Source organism: Verrucosispora sp. CNZ293, from assembly GCF_002754655.1.
Genome location: NZ_PEFR01000001.1, coordinates 661,960 through 681,199, shown reverse-complemented (window position 1 = coordinate 681,199; position 19,240 = coordinate 661,960). Strand labels below are relative to the sequence as shown.

Sequence of the window (19,240 nt, the reverse complement as noted above, 5' to 3'; positions counted from 1 at the left end):
GCATGAGCGCGCATTCGGTCGTGAGGATCGCTGGTGGGCCGACGGCCGTACGTCGGGCGGCGGTCAAGCCGGGTGTCGGCGAGTGACGAAGACGTCGGCTTCGGAGATCCGTCCAGCGAGGCGACCCGCCTCGTGGATCTGGTCGTCCGTCATCATCGGGACGATCTTGTGTGCCTCATGGATGCCGTCGCCATTGCCGGCGCTGAGCATGGCGAGGTACCAACGCAGCGCCTGGACGAGGTCGACGGGACCACCGAAGCCGTCTCGGTACCAGCAGGCTGCCGCGAACATGCAACCCGGGTGCCCGATCTCGGCGCCCCGGACGTACCACCGCAACGCCTCGTCATCGATGTCAAGCTCGCTGAGGTGGTTCGCGAGATGCGGGTATGCCTCATGCACTCCGGCTTCCGCTGCCCGCCGAAGCCACCGCACAGCCTCATGGTGATCGCTTTCCCTGACGCCGAGGTTGTAGGCCGCGTAACCGTCACCGGCCTGCGCCGCCGCCCGATACAGCGCCATCGCCCGGGTCGTGTCGCCCAGCCCGTCGGCGCCACCGTCGAGCAGAAACGCCAGCGAGCGCTGCGCCTCCGGGTCACCGTCGTCGGCGGCGGCCTCCAGCAGCTCAGCACCGGCGACCTGCTCGTCGAGGTGAAACGCCAGAATGACGCCGAGCATCGTCCGGGCACGGCTCTGATCCGCCGACAGCTCACGCAGACGCGGCACAAGCAACTCCAGTTGCCGCTGCGCTCGCGTGTCCCCCTCCTTCACCGCCCGCAGGAACCACTGCGCCGCCAGGACCGGGTCATGCCGCTGACCGGCGTACAGCGTCCCGAGGTCGAACGAGACCTGACCTGCGTCGGTCACCGCGGCCGCCAGCAGGAGCCGTTCCGCTTCGACGAAGTCTGCCGTGACACCCTGCCCGATGGCGTACATGGTGCCGGCCATACGAAGGGCCCCGGAATCGCCGAGGTCCGCCGCGCGGCGGTACCAGTTCAACCCGACCGCGTACCGTTGCGCGTTCGCATGGATCGCCCCGAGGTTGTATGCGGCCTCCGCGCTGCCCAGCTCGGCGGCACGCTCGTACAGCGACAGCTTCCTGGCCGGGTCCGCTGGCCCGCCGAGCCCTTCTCCGGCAAGCTGAGCTGACAGCAACAGCGCGTCAGGGTCGTCGCCAGCCAGCTCCAGCAGCTCCCGGGCCGCCGCGTACTCCCGCCGCTCAACAGCCAACAAACCCTGCTCGTACGCCGTCAACGCCACGGGCGGCAGTGTAGGGGCTTCGGCAGTGTAGGGGCTCCGGAGGACCCAGCACGCCACGACGTTCGTAGCGAGCGCTGATCCGCGCGCTGCGCCAGATCGCCGTTACGCAAGGTGACGATCGATTCGCGGGAGCAATTGTCAAGACCTGTGGATTGGTAACTATGTAGCGAGAGACGCGGGGCGGGCCGAGGGAGGGCCTGTCGACGGCGGGTGACATCACGTTCTTGCAGGATCTTCATGCAGGGGTGAGCAGGGGTCCGGAAAGCCTCTCAGCTGGTCCGGCCCAAGGTCACGGTGCGGGATCCGGGTGCGAAGTCGCCGAAGGACTGTTCCCAGGACTCGCCGGGCCAGTAGTACGTCACACGGCCCTCGACGGGCCGGTAGCGGGCTGTGTAGAGCGTTCTCGAGCCCTGCTCGTCGACGGATCGATAAAGCGGTGGCTTCAGCATCGCCGCCACGTCCGCGCCCGCGGCGCGGATGGCGCGTAGCCGCTCCTGCGTCCGCATGGCCCGTTCCTGCTCGTCGGTCACCGGCAGGTGCTGGTGATTGGCGGCGCAGGCATCCGGCGCCACCGTCGGTGACATGTCCGGCCCCACGAACACCGTCACCGCCTTGGTGGGATCGACAAGGGTGAGGTTCTGGGGGACGGCGACCGGTAGGGACCGCAGCCTGTCGACCGCCTCATCGACGGTGTCGCACGTCTCCAGTAGGTAGCGCACGAGGATGAGAATGGCGAAGCCGCGTCCGTAGACGGAACGTCCGCCCCAGGTGAGCGAGACCGCGAGACCGGCGTCGTTCATCCCGTCCAGCAAGCCCCACAGCACGTCCTGCATCCCGATCACGGGGCGCAGGAAGCAGGAGGAGACGATGGTCCCCTCGCACTCATCGGGCCGTAGGTCGTAGTTGCGCAGCAGAGTGCCGTTCCTGCCGATCTGGGTGCACGCCTGGGAGAACGGTCGCAGTGCCGCGTGGGTGAGGAAGACTTCCGCCTCGGGCCGGTCGAGTTGGCCGGCCAGGCGGTCCAGAACCGGGACCAGTTCCGGCAGGTGCGCACGGAACAGCGCCCGAACACGATCCGCGCCCTGCGGAGTCCGGCCCTCCTCGGTCAGCAGGCCCTCCATCTCCTGCCACAGGCCCCGGGCGTAGGCGGCCCACCGCCCGTCACCGCCGTCGCCAACCTCGATCGCCTGAAAGGTCTTGTGCTCTTGCTGCACGGCTGCCACTCCCCCTGTGAGAATCGGCCGAGGTGAGGGCAACCTAGCTAATTGCGGGGTGAATCACCAGGTGGCCACCATCGGTGACGGCCAGGTGCTGGATCTGGTTGAAGTCGCTGAATGCGAGCGTGGCCGAGGGACCGGTGGCAGCCCGAACGTATGCGGGTATCCCTGGTTGGCAGGGAGCCTCGCAGCCCGGGGATACGCCGTCGAGGTGCCGCACTACCCGGGCATCAACGTCGAGCCGATTGCTACGTTCCTGCCGAAGGTGCTGAGCCGGCACAGCTTCGACGGGGAGACGGTCCTCGTGGGCCATTCCGGCGGCGCGGCCCTCCTACTCGCGGTCCTGGAGCATGTGGACGTGACCGTCGCCCAGGCGATCCTGGTTGCCGGCTACTGCACCCGGCCCAGTACCGAGGAGGAACCGGTTCTCCAACAGGACTATGACTGGACCGCGATCCGGTCGCACGTGCGGGACATCTACTTCATCAACTCCCGCACGGATCCGTACGGCTGCGACGACAGGCAGGGACGCGCCATGTTCGAGCGACTCGGCGGCACGCAGATCGTGCGCGACGACGGGCACTTCGGCGACTACAACCAGCCGTACGAGCGGTTCGAGTTGCTCGACCGGCTCATCCCCTGACGCCGTCGGCGCGACGGCGCCCACTGGCACTTCACCCACGAGTCGCACGTCGTCACCCGGATTGACCGCGGCATCGGCGACCAGCCGGGCTCGCCTCGCTTATCAGAACCTGTAAGGCACAACCGTTTGGTATGACGGATTGTGCTCAAGGTCGATGAGCAGAACGCGATTCCGTCGCGGAGGTCCCGACTGTACGAACACCTCCCGCGGGTTCAAACCTAGATCGGATGCCGCTGCGCCGACCAGCACCGTCGCGGTGATCAATTCGGACTGGTCAGCCATACGAAATAGTCCACGATACCGGCTTGCTCGCCGCCACCATCCGATAACGTGAACTCCCCGGAGTGGACCCCGGTCGAGGATTCGGACAAGGTGGTCCGACACGGCTCGCTCTTCCTCCGACGCCGGGTTGCCGCTGCCGGAAAGCGCGTCTAGCGGAAATAGCACGAGGAAGTGGGGCAGCGGATCGCCGAAGGCGAGATCTAGAACACCGCCGAGGTCACGTTGGCCGTACACGTCGAAATCCGGCCGGTCGATGTCTCGTCGGAGCCGCATTGCGTCATGCTGTGCAGAGTCATCTAGGCCGACCAGGGTGAATCTTGCTTCGCCGGCGGCAAACTGCCGCGCCAGCGTCGCGACCGCCGCACGGATTACCGCGTGCGCCAGGTCGTCACGGTTGCCAACGAGGGCGAGATTGCGGCCGGTCCGCCGTTCGAGACGAACGAAGGCGGGCCGGTCCAACACGTCGATCGCGTGGCCGACGGCGGCTACTGGGGCAACCCGCGATCCCGGCTGGAGCAGACCTAAGGTGGGGACGTCGACGAGCTTCGGCGCAAGATCGCCGTCGAAGACGACCGGTGGTTCGCTTTCCGGAGACCGCATCTCCCAGAGGCGTCGACGCAACTCGGCCCAGTCGTCCGAGTCGTCCGCGAGCGGCACCCGGACGATCCGGTTGGCGTCGCGACCGCCCGAGTCGGGATTGACCACGGCGTGGTTCAGCGGAATTTCGTAGGCGGCGCTGTTCGTGTCGGCCAGCACTCGACGTGCTCGGGGCAATGCCACGCGCAGGCTAAATTGGGCCACGAGGCCTGGCCGGCCCCAGAGCGCCTCCACACCGGAAATATCCTGGCTCGCAAGGATGAGGTGAATACCCATGGCACGTCCACGGCGGGCTAGGTCCTCGAGGAGCTTGGCGCATTCCGCGGCAACACCGTGTCGCCCAGCCAACATCCACTGGAACTCGTCCACGACGGCGAGCGTCCGTGGCCAGTGGCCCTCCCGATCCCGTCGACGCAGTTCCTCGATCGTGGTTGCGTGGTGCCGCCGCGCCGCCGCCGCTCGCCGCCGCAATTCCCAGGACAGATGCTGGAGCAACGCGAGACCGAACTCCGGATCAGAGTTGATGTTGACGCCGACCAGCCGGACATGGGGGATCCACGGCTCGCTGTGTACGTCGGGCGCGAACCGGTTGAAGGAGACACCCTCCTTGAAGTCGAGCAGGTAGATTTCGAGTTCGTCCGGCGAGTAACGCGTACACACCCCGGCCAGCAAGGCGAATATGACATTCGTCTTTCCTGAACCGCTCGGGCCGACGATCAGGCCGTGTGGCGGTCGATCGCCCAGTTCGATTTTGACCGGAACACGGAGCGGGTCGATACCGACGATCGCAACCAGCCCGGTCGCCGACGACTCCTTCCACCACTCGCCTCTTATCAGATCGACGAATTCGAGCGTTTCCTGGATAGGTAACTGCCCGCTCGATGATTGCTGCCTTGGATCAATCCGATCCAGGTTTCGCTGGACCTCGGCGATTTTCGTACTCACCTGCACCAGCTCCCGGCGCAGATGATCGATCAACTGGAAGACCGGATGATGCGGATCGTCAGCCGTTGCGGAGGGCCGCTCGGCCGGCGGCCGCAGCGGCCAGCCTGGGGCCGGTTCCGGCGGGCTGGCTCGTCGCGCGTAGTAGATCGGGGCCAGCCGCGTCCAAGCCCGCTCCCATTCAAGGTGCTCATCGATCCCGACTCCACAGCAGGTCAAGAACGTTGTCAAGAAGTTCTTTCGGGGAAGGGCGTGACCGCCGAGGACCTGGCCGATCGTGGTTTTGGAGAGCGACTGGCCGCTGCGCAACGCCGACGCGCTCAGCGAGCGGTAAGACGGCCGATCCGCCATGATCCACAATCGGGTCAGGCACTTCGCGAAGTCTTCCTTGTCGGATACGGCGTTCAGGGCGGCACGGAGTTCATCGGTCATCTCCACGCCGGGAGGCTATCCGACACCTGCCGAAGCTCCAACGCCGTCCCGCGCTGTCCCGGGTTGTCCCGAAGCGTCCACCAACATTTTTTTGTTGTCCCATTCCGCACCTTTCCAGGCCTCCGCGCTGGCGTCACCACTGGGATCTGCGATTTGATTCCGGCAACTACAAGCATGGAGGAGGGCAACGTGATATCGCCGTTGACACTAATCTGGATCGCGATCTTTGTTGTCACTGCCGCATTTTTGGGCACCGTAGCCGGTGCACTGGCCTGGCTAGACGAGCGCAAGTTGGCGCGTGCCATCCTGGTCGGGGGTGGCGCAGCCGGCGGTCTACTCGCGGTCGCAATCGCTGCGGCTGCTCTTCTCGCCGGTCTCGAGTGATGCTTCTTTCTGGATACGGGTGGCTGGATTACCGGGGCAGGCCACGGCGCACGCAACACAATTTTTTACGGCAAGATCACTCGCACTGTTCTCGGCACGACCGCGCGCCGGGCTCTGCCGTCCTCGGTCGCGTACTGTGACGCCCGATCGGCGACAAAATCCGGATGTCGCATCACGATGCTGTCAGTCATCATCATTGACGTCGGCGTCATCAACGTCCACTCGGCCAACCCGACCGGCGCCGCGAAAATCGCCCGGCCGCCAGACTCGGACGGCGGCGTATCGGATGCCGAGACGCGGTATCGACCATGGCATCAAGCGACGCAGAACTCGTTGCCCTCGGGGTCATGCATGACGACGTGCCCGAGGTCGTCGCCGTACCACTCCTCACGGACCACGGTCGCGCCGGCGGCAACCAGCTCGGGCACCTTCTGCCGGATCAGCCGGGCGCGCTGGGCCATGTCCCAGGGGCCCGGACCGGCCACTCGGATATCGATGTGCATGCGGTTCTTGGCGGACTTGCCCTCGGGCACCTTGAGGAAGCCGATCGCCGGGCCCCGGCCATCCGGGTCGACAATGGACGCATTGTCGGGCTCGTCGAAGCCGGATTCCGTGACATAGCCGAGGGCAAGCGCCCAGAAGGCAGCGACCCGCTGGGGATCGTCGGCATCGCATCCCAGGGTCCAGAAAGTCGCCACGGCGCCAACGTACGCGAGCTACGACACGCTGTCATCGGCTACCACCCGAGCGTTGGCCCCACGCTGGCGCCTGCCACCCCGGATGACGCCCGGTCGGCGGCCAGGTGCGCGCACGCCACACGGCCATGCGCCAGGGGATGCCATACCCGACGTCGCCCAGCCGAGGACGTGGAGCTGGACACGATGGGCCCTGACTTGGTCCTCCGGCCCGTCGATCGTCAGTGACGACGACACCAGCCAGCATGACCGGGTGTGCGCGATCAGGCCGTCCCCGATCCTTGAGTAGGTGCATCACTCCGCTGCTGGCAGGGTCGGGTGGTCGGTGGGGTAGATGCCGATCGCGAACCCGTACATGGTTTCGCCGGACCTCGGCATCCGGTCGAACGCATCGACAAGCTCCGCCATCTGGTCCCAGAACTGAGCGGCCTGATCCGCCGAAATGCGCGCATGCCGGATGAAGCCCCAGAGCTTCCCCTGCTCGAACGCGTCCGCGGACTCGCGTGCAGCCACCTCGAAGTCGTTGAAGTCGCCCGGCATCTGTTCGCCGGCGGGTGATGGCTCCGCTGCCACGTGGAACATGCGTGCGGTGCGGCCGTAGAAGCGCTCCTCGACCGCCCGCACCTTCCGCGTGCGCACCACGCGGAGCAGGCCGTTCCGGGTCAGCACGTCCACGTGGTGTGCGACCGTGCTCTTGGGGCGCTCAACTGCGGCCGCGAGCTCGGTCACGGTCGCGGCCCGCTCGTGGAGGAGCTGCAGGATGACCGTGCGGAGCGGGTGACTGATCGCCTTCACCTGGTCCGGTCTGGTCAGCGCCTTCCGATCGGCAAGCTCGTAGTCCGGTGGGTTGTCCGCCATGGCGTAACAAACTAGCATCATGGAACGTTCCAAAAATCTCGATCGTTCGCGAGAGGTTCAATGCCGTGGCCGACGTGCTGCTCTACCACCACATCCAAGGCCTGACCGACGGGGTCCGGAGCTTCGCCGACAGCCTGCGACAGGCCGGGCACACCGTGCACACCCCGGACCTGTTCGCCGGCCGCACCTTCGGCAGCATCGAGGAGGGGTTCGGATTCGCTCGAGAGTTGGGCCTCGACACGATCCGGGAGCGCGGCACCGCCGCAGCCGGCGAACTCGCCCCCGGGCTCGTCTACGCCGGATTCTCCTTCGGCGTGACGATCGCCCAGCGGCTCGCGCAGACCCGGCCCGGTGCCCGCGGGGCACTCCTCATAGACGCCTGCCTCCCGGTCGCGGAATTCGGAGAGACGTGGCCCGAGGGCGTGCCGGTGCAGATCCACGGCAAGGAGGGCGACGAATTCTTCGACGAGGACCTGCCGGCCGCACGCCAGCTCGCCGACTCCACGGCGAACGCCGAACTGTTCGTCTATGCCGGCGACCAGCACCTCTTCGCCGACTCCTCCCTCGACGCGTACGACCCGGAGGCGTCCGCGCTGCTCATGGAGCGGGTGCGGGCGTTCCTCGCCTCCATCAGACCGGCGTGACCCACTAGCTGGCCCGAGCCTCAGCCGGACATCGGCTATTCCAAACTGGCCCATGACAGCCGATGGGTCTGGGCAGCCAGGCCGATCCCGTGTGGGCGCGCGCCCCGATGCCGTCGAGGTGGACCAGCGCCACGCCGAGCTGGTCACCGCTGTCCGCGGCGGCGGGCTTCACGCCTTAGAGGGCATCTGATCTCGCTTGGCGAGGTTGGTCCGATTAGGTGGTTCCGGTTCGCCAGGTTGGGGTGGATTCTCCGGTGAGGTGGAGGCTCATTATGTTAGCCATGGCCCAATGGATCATCGCCCGGGTCCGTTGAGGCAGGGTCTCGTAGTCACGGACGAGCCGTCGGTGCTGCATCAGCCAGCCGAAGGTTCGTTCCACGACCCACCGCCGTGGCTGGACGTGAAAGCCCCTCCCTGCCGGGCGGGGCACCACCTCCACGTCGATGCCCAGTCGGGCGCCGTGCGCCCGTACGGAGGTGTTATAGCCGCCGTCGACCCACGCCTTGGACACTGTCGGATGGTCGGCGGAAACCGTGTCGAGGAGGCGCCGGCCAGCGGTGGAGTCCTGCACCGACGCGGCAGTGACGATCACGGCCAGGAGCAGTCCGAGGGTGTCGGTGGCGATGTGCCGCTTACGCCCCTTGATCTTCTTCGCCGCGTCGATGCCCTGACTGGACTCGCCGACGTTGCAGGAGGTCTTCACGCTCTGCGAATCCAGGACCACCGCTGAAGGGCTGCCACCACGATCCCGCACGGTCCGGATCTGCTCCCGTAGCAGATCGTGGATCTGCTGCGTGGTCCCGTCGGCCTCCCACTTGGCGTAGTAGTCGTACACCGTCTTCGCTGGCGGGAAGTCATGCGGCAGGTACTCCCACGCGATTCCCGTCCGGGCTACGTACAGGATCGCATTGACGATCTCCCGCAGGTCATGCACCGGCCGGCTGATGCCCAACCCCACCCGCGCCGCCCGCCACGCGGTCAGCACCGGCTCGATCAACGCCCACCGCTTATCCGACAAATCAGACCGATACCCACGCCGCTTCACACCCACGGTGTGATCAACGAACCGCAGCAATCGACGCCACGGCCGAACATGAATCAACCACTACACGGATCAGATGCCCTCTTAGGCATCACTGCCGCGTTGTTGACCTGCGATGTCGACAATGTGGCGTCGCGAAAGGTGATCGAGCGCTCCGGTGGCGTGCTCCAGGACCGGTATGAGGCGAAGCGGCGCTACTGGGTGCCGACGGCTTGAGGATCGACGGCACATGGATGCGAGGATCTAGCCGCGATCCGGCTTGAGTTTCTCGCGTGGGGATCTGCGGACCGCCCTGGTTACATTCGGGGTGGTGGGGTCAATCGCTGGCTAGACCCCACGAGCGGATGCGGGCCGGGTAGATGCGAATGATCTCGCGACTCATGCCGTGCACCGGCGGCTCGACGTCGACCAGGGCCTCGACGTCGCCGCGGATCTCCACCCCGCGCACGTGCCACGGCTGCACGGACGCGATGTCGTCGACGACGAGCGTGGCCTTCGGGTGGGTGCGGACGTTGCCGAACTTGCGACTGTCCCCGAGCTTGTGTCCACCGATGTCGATCGTGCCCAGGTCGGCGTTGTAGAAGAACCCGACGGGGTTGTTCTGCGGATAGCCATCCGGCGCGACAGTGGCCAGCCGCCCGAGCCGCTGCGTGCCGAGATACTCGAGCTCACGTTCGCTGAAAGTCACCATATGGCGATCGTGCACCCTCAACCGAGCTTGAGGTCAAGCGGACCGTCACTGCGTGTGTCTGGCTGCTTACCAGTCGGCAGGCACATGCAAGCCGGTCCGCCGATGGATCCGTAGCAGAGCGGAGCGCTGATGATCACGGGATACGACACGGTTCTCATCCCGGGCGCGCCGGTCGAAGCTGGCATTCGAGTGAGCGTTTTCCATCTGGGGTAGCGCGACCGGGTCAGGCGTTGGGTGTCACTCGCGGGTGAGTCCCGGTGGCAGCGCGTCTTCGTCGGGTCGGACCCGGCGGGCGTTGGCCAGGGGATCGCGTTCGAGGGTGTTGATCAGCGGTTCCGGGCCGCCGACGCAGGTCCAGGTGTCGTCCCAGAGTGCGGAGACCAGCCATGATCGATCGGCGGGGAAGAACAGGTCGGGTAGCGATCCGCGGCCGTGGCGCATGTGACCGGTCCGCCAGGTGAGGGCCTGCTCGGGCCCGGCCTCGACCAGCAGGTAGGACCAGTTCCAGTAGAGCGACACCCTGGGGGCGTGGGGAAAGACGATGTCGTGGGCGCCGGTGTCGAGGTAGGCCAGCCACCAGGGCTGGTCGGGGTTCTGTGTGATGAGGTCTTCGACCAGGGCGTGTTCGTAGGCGGCGACGGTGACGCCGCCGGCCTGGTGGGTGGTGGCGTAGGCGTCGAAGATCGGCGGGATGGCGGTGGTGATCGAGATGCCGGCAGTCGTGTGACCGGCGATCCACTCCACGTCGGCGGCGGTGCCGATCCGCCAGCTCCGCCCGTCCTTGCTGACCTGCACACCACTATTCAAGTCGCTGCGGTGGCAATTGGCGCGGGAAATAGAGTGTCCTCGGCGTGGCCGGCGGCGCAGCCGACCACCTCCGGGACAGCCGCGAAGTGGCGGTTGAGGTTGGGGTTCTCCGATGGCGGCAGATGCCCTGGCGACGGAGTTGGCGAACGTTGAGCGTTCCTCAACTGGGGTAGGTCGGGTTTTCGACGTGGTGTAGGACGAGGATCGCCTGCACGATCCGGGTTGCTCGGCGTGGGCAGCAGCGCAGCTTGGTCAGGAGCTTCCAGGTTTTTTAGCGTGGCGATGGCGCGTTCACCCCGGGCGCGGATATACGGGCGTGGAAGCGGTTGACGGCCTTTTGCCGTCGTGACAGTCGTGGCCGGTAGCGGCGGCGTTCGAACGGCGTGCGGACGCTGCCACCGGCGCCTTGATACCCGCGATCGGCGAAGGTCATCACGTCGTGGCTGGTCAGGGCGTCGATGATGCCGTGGGTGCGGGCAGCCGTCAGGTCGTGAACGGAGCCTGGCAGTGCTGGAGATGCCCAGACCAGGCGGCCGGCGGCATCGGCGATGACCTGCACATTCGTCCCGTGCCGTTGTGCTTGCCGGAGTAGTGGGGCTTTGGTCGGCAACACGGTCGATCGGGATCAACGAGCCATTTTCATCGTGATCAGAGGGGCCTGAGCAGGTACGCAGCGGCGTGTCGTTGCTCCAGATAGGACGAAGCTCCCGGTAGGACAGCAGTCGACCAAGAACGACCGCCCAGTACGGGAGCTTCGTTGCTGACCTATCCTGCCAGCATCCCGCTGTCCACGCGCAGCCTGACCCGCCTGACCGAGCTGATCCGCGACCGGCGCCGCGTGCTTGGCGGTCGTTGGCGGAGGCTGCCCGCGCAGCAGCAGGCGTTGATGGCCCTGGCCCACCTGCGCAACGGTGACACCCTCACCCGCCTCGCGGCCGGCTTCGCCGTGTCGGTGACCACCGTGTGGCGCTACCTGCGCGAGGCCGTCGACCTGCTCGCCGGCTGCGCCGACGACCTCACCGCGGTCATGCGCCGGGCTGCCCGGTTGGCGTACGCGATCCTCGACGGCACGCTGATCCCGATCGACCGAGTCGCCGACCAGCGGCCCTACTACTCGGGCAAGCACAAGCGCCACGGCGTGAACGTGCAGGTCCTCGCCGATGCGGCCGGGCGGCTGGTCTGGGCCTCGGCCGCGCTGCCCGGCTCGGTGCACGACCTGACCGCCGGCCGCACCCACGGCCTGATCGACGCGCTGACCAGCGCGAACGTGCTGACCTTCGCGGACAAGGGCTATCAAGGCGCCCGCGGCACCATCTGGACCCCGTTCAAACGCCGCCGCACCCGCCTGTCCCGCCGGCAGAAGTCCGTGAACCGGCACCACGCCAAGATCCGAGCCCTCGGCGAACGCGCCGTGGCCACCCTCAAGACCTGGAAAATCCTGACGAAGCTCCGCTGCTGCCCCCGCCGAGCCACCCCGATCGTCCAGGCCATCCTCGTGCTCCAAGCCGCCGAAGACGCCCGCTACTCACGATGAAAATGGCTCAACGTGCCGTCGCAGATCGCGTACGCCAGACGGCGGATCCGGGTCATGGCCACGCTGAGGTCGTCGGCGGTCGCGGCCAGCAACGTGATTGCCTCGCCGACGTGGCGCCAGGCGGTGGCGACACCGATACCGAAGCCGGAGGCGAGACAGCCCCGGCCCCGCAGCACGTATCGAGGGGAGCAGCCAACCCGTAGGAGCGGGAAATTCCAGTCTCGGGAATAGGTCTTTGTTGAACGGGCCAGCGTCGTGATTCGCGTGCTTCTTGACATCGAGTTGGGTGTGGAGGGTGTGATTTGGCCTGCCTTCCAGACCGCTCCAAGTATGAATCAACAGGTGGCGATTGGTTGGCAGCGTGCCCGCAGGTTGTCGCGTCTGTCCTGAGCGGAGGGCTGGTGCCGGTGTATCACGTGGGTCAGGTTGCGGCTGCCCGAACGAGGCGGGTCGGCGGTCCGCCGAGCTTCTACTGGTGCGGTACTCCGGACATGATCAGCTGATTGGTGCGCCGGACTTCGCCGGGCAATGTGAAGAGGTCGATCAACACGCCGAAGCCGAGGCAGCCGAGCGTCAGAAGGTAGACGATCGCGCGCCTGGTTACGCCGAGGTAGAAGTAGTGGGCGCCGAGAACACCGAGGAAGAACAACAGCAGGTACGCGACGGCGAGAGACTTCGGCTGTGCCGGGTGGGTCACTGTGCCTCCTGATCGGTAGGTTTTCCGGGCCTGTCAACAGGCCGGTCTTAGGTCCGGGCCGAGTGAATCAGGAAAGACTATGATGCCTGCCGAATTCGTGCACCATCGATGCCTGGACCGGCGCTTGAGGCGCCGGCCCGTTACGGCATGAATGGGGGTCCCACGGGCTGTGGCGCCCGGTCTGCGGTCAGAAGCGGATGGCATGCGGCCCGTCGTGCAACGGCCACGAGTAGGCTGCCCAGGTTGCTTGAGCACGCCGGAGGACGCTGTGAGTTGGGACATTCTCATCTTCGTCGCTCCGGCCCACACCAGGTCGGTTGACCAGCTACCGCAGGACTTCAATCCGCCGCCCTTGGGCACAGGGCCGGATGTCAGACAGCGGTTACGTGGAAACCTCGGGGACCTCGACCTCTCGGATCCCGCGTGGGGGCGCCTGGTCGGCCCGAGTTGGAGCATCGAACTCAACATCGGGTCGGACGATCCCGTAGATTCGATCATGTTGCACGTGCGTGGCGGCGGCGACGACGTTCTGGCCGTTGTCGCGCGGATAGCCGCGTCGGTTGGTGGCCGCGCGCTCGACATCTCCACCGGCGAATTCCTGACCGGTGATCTCACTCAAACCGCCGGCTGGCACGGCTTCCAGCAGCACCGGGAACAGATTTTCCGTGGGAGCTGATGCCCACGAATCCAGCCCGCACCAACCTCGAGTGGCGTCCGCTCGCGGCACGATCGGACGCAGGGTCACCACGGTCGTCTTGCGCGGTGGAGCAGCTCTTGGTCGGTGGCAGGACGGAGCCGGCTGAGTTCGCTGTGACGCAGAGCGCCGGTCGCACGCGGCAGATCAGGATGTCCCGCTAGGGGATTTATATTCGACAGTCAGAAGGTGCCGGCGAGCAGTGCGGTGATCAGTGTGCTGGGCTCGGTGGTGGTTGGGCGGTCGCTGACCTGGCCGTCGCCGATCTCGATGATCCGCCAGACTCCGTCGGCGCGCAGGGCGAGGTCGACCGTGATGAACGGCAGGCCGAGTGCGGCGATGACCGGTGTGACCGCGTTCAGGTCCAGGTTGTGGGGTGGGACGTCGTTCGGGGTGTCCGGATGGGCGCTGACCAGGGCGCAAACGCCGTTGACCCACCAGGTACGCGCCTCGACGGAGGTGAACCGCTCATAGCGGCGGAGGACGAACCCGCCGACGAAGTCGTCTTCCCGCAGGTGCCGCAGGCGGCTTGCCACCTTCCAGGCCGTCTCGCTATCGGCGAGGTCGGGGATGAACGCCGCCTCGTGCCACTAGTGCTTCATCGACTTGGTGTAGTCACGTAGGACGGCCGGACCGGTGCCCAACTCGACGCGTACCCGATCGAAATCGGCGCGCAGGTCGCCCCTGGTCCACACCGACGTAGGGGTCTGTGCCGCCAGCGCGGCGTACCAGCCGGGCAGCTCGTGGCCGCGCCGGTACTGCTCGGGCGAGGTTCGCAGTGTCACGCCGCGTCGGGACAGCGCCTCAGCGAAGGCCGCGTACTGTTCGCTGCGCAGCATCCAGCCGCGGTAGACCGCCTCACCGCCGGCGGGCACCAACGCCACCGCCTGATCCACACGCCCCGGCCTGGTCAGCGCGTCGTGGTCGACCACCGCCATGTCGAGCCCGGCCTCACCAGCGGCGACCGCCTCCGCCTTGAAGTGCTCGTCGGGACGGCGCGGTCGCAGTGGATCCGCGGGAACCAGCAGCATCACGCCCGTATCGTGCCCGACCCGGCCAGCAACCTCCACGCCATATTCCGGCCGCATCACGGTACGCGGGGAGCGGCGAGAGAGCGCAATCGCTTGATGGTGGTTCGTGTCAGCGTGACAAGGCGCCGCTCGTGGTGCGATCTTTGACGGGTGATGGAGCACGCGCGGCGTGAGCTGGATCGGATGCGGGGCTCATCGGTCATGTGGCGGGAGCTGCGCTATGAGCGGGCCACGGGCGCCGATGGCTATGACTACGACGGTCATGCGGCGCGGCGGGCGACGGTGTTGTGGGCGTTGCAGTATGACCGGCGGGCAGAGGATCTCCCGCTGGTGCGGTGGTTGGCCGAGCAGGAGGCGTTGTCCCGACGAGAGGCGCCGTTCCAGGGGTTGACCGAAGAGACCGAGTTGGCTGGCTTCTTACTCGCCGAGCATCGACAAGTAGAGGATGTGTGGCGCCACTGGGAGATAAAGCGAGCCAACTTTGACGCTTGGTGTGGCTATGACACTGAGCACCTATTTGCTGCCGGGGTGCAGGCCACCGTCGGTTTTGTGCGCGACAGCGAGCGTGCCGAGCGGGACGATGTGCTGGAGCGCCTGCTGGACGAGGAGGGCCAGCCGTACATGTCCGAAGAGGACGTGGCGCAGTGGACGCAGCGCGAGCGGTCGCGTTTCCCGGCTGACCCGGCCGCGGAGGACCCGCTTCGGTGGGTGCACCGGGCCAAACTGATTGGTGACGGTGCGCTCGCCCGCCAGTGGCTGGACCGCTGGGCATCCGGTCGCCCGCGAGACAAGCAGACACTGAGCCAGCTTCGATACCAGTTGGCCGATCTGGGAGCTTTCGCTGAGGCAGCTCAGGCGCAGCTCGAGAGCCTGGCGTTCGCCGACGACCCCTGGGACACCGCATCGGAGTGGCAGTCCTTGGCCCAGCTCGAACGTCAGGCCGGCAGCCACCATGCCGCTTGGGAGGCGCTGCGTGCGTGCCGTCGAGCCCTGGATGGCGTGGCCGGCTGGACGGCGGTGGGCCTGGGGCGGATGTACGTAGAGGAGCTGTTCCTCCTGGCCGGTACCGCAGACGGCGAGTTGGCTGATGTGGTGTTCGCCGAGGCGGACCGGCAGGCACGCCAGGTTCCCGGGTTGCCCCTGGTGGTGTTGCAGGCCGCCACGGAAGCGGCCAGCAAGATCGGTAACCAGACCAGGGCCGAGCACTACCTGAAGCTCCGCGATGCGGAGCAACGGCGCATCGACGCCGAGATGAGCCGAGCCCCCTCCTGATACCGGCAGCATCCCCCCGCCCCGGCCCAAGCGAGGTCGGCGAAGACGAGTGAGAGGTTGTGTCCGTTTGTCTCGAGGGTCGCTTCGTGAAACGGGATGCCGATGGAGCGAGACCAGTGGTCGACGTCAGGCGACTCCGTCACAAGCCCTATTCCCGGATACAGGTTCTGCCAGCTCACGCCCCATACGTGTCCGTCGAGGTCGCGGCCCTGGTCGTTGTCGATGAGCCGGTCGTCGAGCGACTCGCGCCACACCTGCGGAGGGACGGCGGATACCGCCGTGGCTTGGACGCAGTACGTGAACCGGTACCGCAGATGGTGGGAGGCGATTCCGGTACGCGGGTCGGCGGTGGTGGAGATGAAGATGTCATCGTCGCGCACGTGATCGGCGAAGCCGTGGAACACGATGGCTTGGTCGAACACTTCGTCGAACGCGTTCTGGATGCCGGCTTCGTCCACCACCAGATCGTGCACCCACCGGCACGCCGGCGGGAACACTCATCCGGCGTTGAGGTCGGTGACGAGGGTACGTAGCCAGGACTGCGCGAGGGCCGGCTCCCGACCGATCGCGCGGGCCAGGGCGTGCCGGCCGGACCGGGAACGGCCGTAGGCCACCAACGCCGCGGCCTCCGCAAGAGCTTGCCGGGTGCGTTCGTCACGGCCGGGACCGTCGACCTCGGCCAGCCAGCGGTCCGGCCGCCACGAGCGGGTCAACTTGGTCTGGTGGTCGCCGAAGTACGACCAGACGGTGCCGTCGAGCGACACGTTGACCACCGCTTGCGCCGGCAGTTGCCGCGTCCAGGCGGCTTCCTGCTGCCAGCGATAGGTGTTCGGACTGGTCTCGGACCGGACGGTCACACCCACGAACCGCAGCTTGCGCCGGATCACCGGCCACGGTTCGCGTCGCTCGTCGATCCAGTCCCGCAGCAGGTCGAACAGGTCGGCAAAGGTGTTTCCGCCGTCGACCACATCCACGAACGTCACCGGCCGGCGCCGCCGCGCCAGGTTGCGCGGCGTCACCTGTATGCCCGTGAGGATCTCCCGGGCCCGGACACGCTCGGCTGATGTCAAGGCCCGTCGCCGCCACTGGCGCCCGGCGCCGATGGCCGAGCGCTGGAAAGACAGCGGCAGCCGCCACAACAGACGTTCACTTTCGCTGTCGAGAGCACCGCTGAACAGGTCGAACATCGAGTCCAGGGACCTGCCGACGAAGACCAGATCACCGTTGCCGCTGCGGGCCAGCACTCTTCCAGCGCAAGCAGTCAGGTCATCGAGGAACCACAGATCCGGCGTGCTCGTGCCGGCCAACAGCGAACCAAGTTCGTCCGGCGAGACAAGGTCCCACCGGAACGGCACCAGACTCCCCGGTTCGGACATGTCCGCGATCCTGCCATGATCGACGAGAACATCCGAGTCCACTGGGACACCCGCGGCCCTGAGGTCCAGCGACACATGTGCTGCCCCGCGAAACGCGCGTTATACGTGGCAGATCCGGACGACCACGCCGCGGCGGATCCGTTAGCCTGACTGCGGTGGTCCGCCACTGACTGCGCTTCCACGTGACAGACCACGTGAATCATCGCGGAGAGACCTGAGCAGCTCAGGACATGTCCGGGTGGGGTGCGGCGCACTGTTGCGCCGACTTCATACCGCCGGTGCCCGACATCGGCAGACGAAAGGACATGACATGTCGTCGAAGGACGAGAAGAACCTGACGCAGGTGGCCAACAGGATCTCGAAGATGGACGAGCCGATCCGTTCGACGATGCAGCGGGTGCACGACATCATCATGGCCGCGGCCCCAACCCTGAAGCCGCGCATCTGGTACGGCATGCCCGCCTACGCGAAGTCGGCGAGCACACCCGCGCTCGTCACGCTGCGCATGGACGAACGATTGAACCTCGCGATCACCGAGAAGGCAGCCTTCCGCGCGGCAGGCGGCGCGGACGGGGGGCTGATGCCGGCCGCGTGGTACTTCGAGACGGTGGATGCCGTCACTGAGAGGCGCATCGCCGAGATCGTCCGCTCCGTGGTCGACTGATCGTCTGCTCCCCCCGTCCCGGGATGAGGGTGGACCGTACCTCGTCCCGGGGCGGGCCGAGGCAACGGCATGTGCGCTCACCTCGGCACGACCGGGCGTCGGCGTGACCCGGTTGTCGTGACGCTGCGTAGCGGACGGTCGGCAGCATGGTCGCCCTTCGGGAGGGGCGGGGTCGTTCGATGGGTGTCGGCGCGATGTGGCGGATGTCTGGCGGCGGGCACGGGATCAGGTGGTGACGGCCTGACGTAGTTCGTCCGCGCCGGGGCCGTGCAGGTGCCCGATCCGCACGGTGCGTCCGGTGAGCAGGAGGAACAGGTCGGTCATGGTGCCTGTCACCTGGGCGCCGTTTCCGGTGGACCAGGCGTGGTCGGTTGCGGTGAGCCGGAGCGTCGCCAGCGGCAGCGAGCGGAAGACTTTCGCGTTCCCGCGGCCGCGGTAGGAAATCACCCTGTTGGCCGCTTCGGCCACCTCGGCGGCGGGGACGCGGATCTCGCGGCCCAGCGGGATGGTCATGTCGAAGGTGTGGCCGACGGCGTCGATGAGCGACTCGCGGCAGGTCAGGCCGGGAAACGCGCGGTGTCGTCCGACCAGCAGGTCGAGCCTGTGCAGCAGCTGCCCGGAGTCGTGGCGTCGGGCGAGGTCAATCGAGCCCTCCCGGATGAGGCGGTTGGTCCCGCCTGGATGCCGGATGGCGAGTAGTGCCAGCTGCGGCATGCTCAGCAGCGGCATCGTCAGGTGCGCCGCGACGTGTCTGACCGTCCACCCCTCGCACAGCGAAGGGGTGTCCCACTCCTTCGGTGCCAGACCCGTCAAGAGATCGACGATAGCGCGGCGTCGCCGGTCGACGGCCGACCAGACCTCGGTGTCGTCCATGGGGTCGATCCCTTCATCCGACCGAATCTAGTACGATTATGGTACTAAAATCTCGTCCTGATCGGGACTACCTGGAAGGCCTGTGATGGAACGTGAGATCCCGTCCGGCTGGCTGATGTTCATCGGCTTCCGGTCGGCTGAGGACCGCATCGTCGCCGCGCTCGCCGGGGCCGGCTACGCCGACATCACCAGGGCGCAGGCCCGGCTATTGGCGGGCATCGACCTGGACGGCACCAGGCTGGTCGTCCTCGCCGACCGCGCCCGGATCCCGAAACAGACCGCCCTCGCCCTGGTCAACGGCCTCGAGGCGGCCGGCTACGTGGAGCGGGTGCCAGATCCCTCCGACGGGCGAGCACGACTGATCCAGCTGACAGCACGCGGCCGCGCCGTGTTACCCGTCGCCATCGCCGAGGAAGCGCGGATCGAGGCCGACTGGCAGGCCGTCCTGGGCGTTCGACGAATGCGGGCGCTCCGTGTGGCACTGTGGGACCTGGCCTCTAACGCCGACCCGCACCTACACCCGCCCGAAGCCCCGCAGCGACAGGAACCTGAGGGCGGACCCAACGGTTGACAACCGTAGGCCAGGAAGGCGGGATGCATTGCCGGGT

The 19,240-nt window shown here is 66.9% G+C and carries 20 protein-coding genes and 4 pseudogenes; 8 read left to right on the top strand and 16 right to left on the bottom strand.

Going from position 1 to position 19,240, the window contains the following annotated elements; translation table 11 throughout:
- Nucleotides 1-63 precede the first annotated feature (63 nt).
- Together CLT74_RS03160 and CLT74_RS03155 are read right to left on the bottom strand one after the other, a co-directional pair.
- Entirely contained in the window at nt 64-1,257 is a 1,194-nt protein-coding gene (locus CLT74_RS03160; protein WP_099845192.1) for a tetratricopeptide repeat protein, read from the bottom strand.
- A gap of 269 nt (nt 1,258-1,526) precedes the next feature.
- Nucleotides 1,527-2,471, bottom strand: a complete 945-nt coding sequence (locus tag CLT74_RS03155) for a C45 family autoproteolytic acyltransferase/hydrolase (protein ID WP_099851187.1) — start codon at nt 2,469-2,471, stop codon at nt 1,527-1,529.
- Nucleotides 2,472-2,646: 175 nt separating this feature from the next.
- Between CLT74_RS03155 and CLT74_RS03150 the strand changes: the two genes are divergently transcribed.
- Nucleotides 2,647-3,117, top strand: coding sequence for an alpha/beta hydrolase (locus CLT74_RS03150; protein ID WP_486581948.1), 471 nt, complete (start codon nt 2,647-2,649; stop codon nt 3,115-3,117).
- A 102-nt stretch (nt 3,118-3,219) separates the two neighbouring features.
- Here CLT74_RS03150 and CLT74_RS03145 read toward each other — a convergent pair whose 3' ends face one another.
- The 3 genes from CLT74_RS03145 to CLT74_RS03130 all read right to left on the bottom strand — a co-directional run bounded on the left by CLT74_RS03145 (nt 3,220) and on the right by CLT74_RS03130 (nt 7,307).
- On the bottom strand, nt 3,220-5,370 hold the full coding sequence (locus CLT74_RS03145; RefSeq protein ID WP_486582694.1) for an FtsK/SpoIIIE domain-containing protein: 2,151 nt from the start codon (nt 5,368-5,370) through the stop codon (nt 3,220-3,222).
- Nucleotides 5,371-6,068: 698 nt separating this feature from the next.
- Complete coding sequence (locus CLT74_RS03135; RefSeq protein ID WP_099845189.1) at nt 6,069-6,452, bottom strand: VOC family protein; 384 nt, start codon at nt 6,450-6,452, stop codon at nt 6,069-6,071.
- A gap of 291 nt (nt 6,453-6,743) precedes the next feature.
- A complete protein-coding gene (locus CLT74_RS03130; protein ID WP_099845188.1) occupies nt 6,744-7,307 on the bottom strand; it encodes a winged helix-turn-helix domain-containing protein in 564 nt (187 codons plus the stop codon).
- A 65-nt stretch (nt 7,308-7,372) separates the two neighbouring features.
- Here CLT74_RS03130 and CLT74_RS03125 point away from each other — a divergent pair, with 65 nt between their 5' ends.
- Nucleotides 7,373-7,951: a dienelactone hydrolase family protein gene (locus CLT74_RS03125; RefSeq protein ID WP_099845187.1), complete on the top strand. Its 579-nt coding sequence runs from the start codon at nt 7,373-7,375 to the stop codon at nt 7,949-7,951.
- A 214-nt stretch (nt 7,952-8,165) separates the two neighbouring features.
- Here the strand turns inward: CLT74_RS03125 and CLT74_RS03120 are convergent, their stop codons facing one another.
- Nucleotides 8,166-8,996, bottom strand: coding sequence for an IS5 family transposase (locus CLT74_RS03120; protein ID WP_199172074.1), 831 nt, complete (start codon nt 8,994-8,996; stop codon nt 8,166-8,168).
- Nucleotides 8,997-9,077: 81 nt separating this feature from the next.
- On the opposite strand from CLT74_RS03120, the pseudogene CLT74_RS31120 reads away from it, so the two are divergent.
- Nucleotides 9,078-9,209: pseudogene (locus CLT74_RS31120) on the top strand (GNAT family N-acetyltransferase); the annotation flags it as partial.
- A 100-nt stretch (nt 9,210-9,309) separates the two neighbouring features.
- On the opposite strand, the gene CLT74_RS03115 reads toward CLT74_RS31120, so the two are convergent.
- From CLT74_RS03115 to CLT74_RS03105, 3 genes and pseudogenes are all read right to left on the bottom strand, one after another.
- Nucleotides 9,310-9,684: a PPOX class F420-dependent oxidoreductase gene (locus CLT74_RS03115; RefSeq protein ID WP_486581947.1), complete on the bottom strand. Its 375-nt coding sequence runs from the start codon at nt 9,682-9,684 to the stop codon at nt 9,310-9,312.
- Between the two features lie 237 nt (nt 9,685-9,921).
- Nucleotides 9,922-10,479, bottom strand: a complete 558-nt coding sequence (locus CLT74_RS30660; RefSeq protein ID WP_199172073.1) for a hypothetical protein — start codon at nt 10,477-10,479, stop codon at nt 9,922-9,924.
- A gap of 172 nt (nt 10,480-10,651) precedes the next feature.
- A pseudogene (locus CLT74_RS03105) lies at nt 10,652-11,129 on the bottom strand (transposase family protein); the annotation flags it as partial.
- 119 nt (nt 11,130-11,248) lie between these two features.
- Between CLT74_RS03105 and CLT74_RS03100 the strand changes: the two are divergent.
- Nucleotides 11,249-12,025: a transposase family protein gene (locus CLT74_RS03100; protein WP_099845186.1), complete on the top strand. Its 777-nt coding sequence runs from the start codon at nt 11,249-11,251 to the stop codon at nt 12,023-12,025.
- 8 nt (nt 12,026-12,033) lie between these two features.
- Here CLT74_RS03100 and CLT74_RS03095 read toward each other — a convergent pair.
- Both CLT74_RS03095 and CLT74_RS03090 read right to left on the bottom strand, forming a co-directional pair.
- A pseudogene (locus CLT74_RS03095) lies at nt 12,034-12,180 on the bottom strand (IS5/IS1182 family transposase); the annotation flags it as partial.
- Nucleotides 12,181-12,494: 314 nt separating this feature from the next.
- Nucleotides 12,495-12,722 (bottom strand): TM2 domain-containing protein, encoded by a 228-nt coding sequence (locus CLT74_RS03090; RefSeq protein WP_099845185.1) that lies wholly within the window; start codon nt 12,720-12,722, stop codon nt 12,495-12,497.
- 268 nt (nt 12,723-12,990) lie between these two features.
- On the opposite strand from CLT74_RS03090, the gene CLT74_RS03085 reads away from it, so the two are divergent.
- Nucleotides 12,991-13,398, top strand: a complete 408-nt coding sequence (locus CLT74_RS03085; protein WP_143697049.1) for a hypothetical protein — start codon at nt 12,991-12,993, stop codon at nt 13,396-13,398.
- A 200-nt stretch (nt 13,399-13,598) separates the two neighbouring features.
- Here the strand turns inward: CLT74_RS03085 and CLT74_RS31115 are convergent.
- Nucleotides 13,599-13,994 (bottom strand): annotated as a pseudogene (locus CLT74_RS31115) (ATP-grasp domain-containing protein); the annotation flags it as partial.
- 12 nt (nt 13,995-14,006) lie between these two features.
- Nucleotides 14,007-14,450, bottom strand: coding sequence for a hypothetical protein (locus CLT74_RS31110; RefSeq protein WP_486581946.1), 444 nt, complete (start codon nt 14,448-14,450; stop codon nt 14,007-14,009).
- Between the two features lie 150 nt (nt 14,451-14,600).
- Between CLT74_RS31110 and CLT74_RS03075 the strand changes: the two genes are divergently transcribed.
- Nucleotides 14,601-15,719 (top strand): hypothetical protein, encoded by a 1,119-nt coding sequence (locus CLT74_RS03075; RefSeq protein ID WP_486582693.1) that lies wholly within the window; start codon nt 14,601-14,603, stop codon nt 15,717-15,719.
- Here CLT74_RS03075 and CLT74_RS03070 read toward each other — a convergent pair.
- Nucleotides 15,653-16,192 carry a YxiG-like protein gene (locus tag CLT74_RS03070; RefSeq protein WP_486581945.1) on the bottom strand — a complete coding sequence of 180 codons (540 nt, stop codon included), beginning with the start codon at nt 16,190-16,192 and terminating at the stop codon, nt 15,653-15,655. The genes CLT74_RS03075 and CLT74_RS03070 overlap by 67 nt on opposite strands.
- A gap of 24 nt (nt 16,193-16,216) precedes the next feature.
- Entirely contained in the window at nt 16,217-17,095 is an 879-nt protein-coding gene (locus CLT74_RS31105; RefSeq protein ID WP_486581944.1) for a hypothetical protein, read from the bottom strand.
- A 310-nt stretch (nt 17,096-17,405) separates the two neighbouring features.
- Here CLT74_RS31105 and CLT74_RS03060 point away from each other — a divergent pair, with 310 nt between their 5' ends.
- Complete coding sequence (locus CLT74_RS03060; RefSeq protein WP_099845183.1) at nt 17,406-17,759, top strand: DUF1801 domain-containing protein; 354 nt, start codon at nt 17,406-17,408, stop codon at nt 17,757-17,759.
- 225 nt (nt 17,760-17,984) lie between these two features.
- On the opposite strand, the gene CLT74_RS03055 is transcribed toward CLT74_RS03060, so the two are convergent.
- Complete coding sequence (locus tag CLT74_RS03055) at nt 17,985-18,632, bottom strand: maleylpyruvate isomerase family mycothiol-dependent enzyme (RefSeq protein WP_099845182.1); 648 nt, start codon at nt 18,630-18,632, stop codon at nt 17,985-17,987.
- Between the two features lie 85 nt (nt 18,633-18,717).
- On the opposite strand from CLT74_RS03055, the gene CLT74_RS03050 reads away from it, so the two are divergent.
- Complete coding sequence (locus CLT74_RS03050; protein WP_099845181.1) at nt 18,718-19,203, top strand: MarR family transcriptional regulator; 486 nt, start codon at nt 18,718-18,720, stop codon at nt 19,201-19,203.
- Nucleotides 19,204-19,240 lie beyond the last annotated feature (37 nt).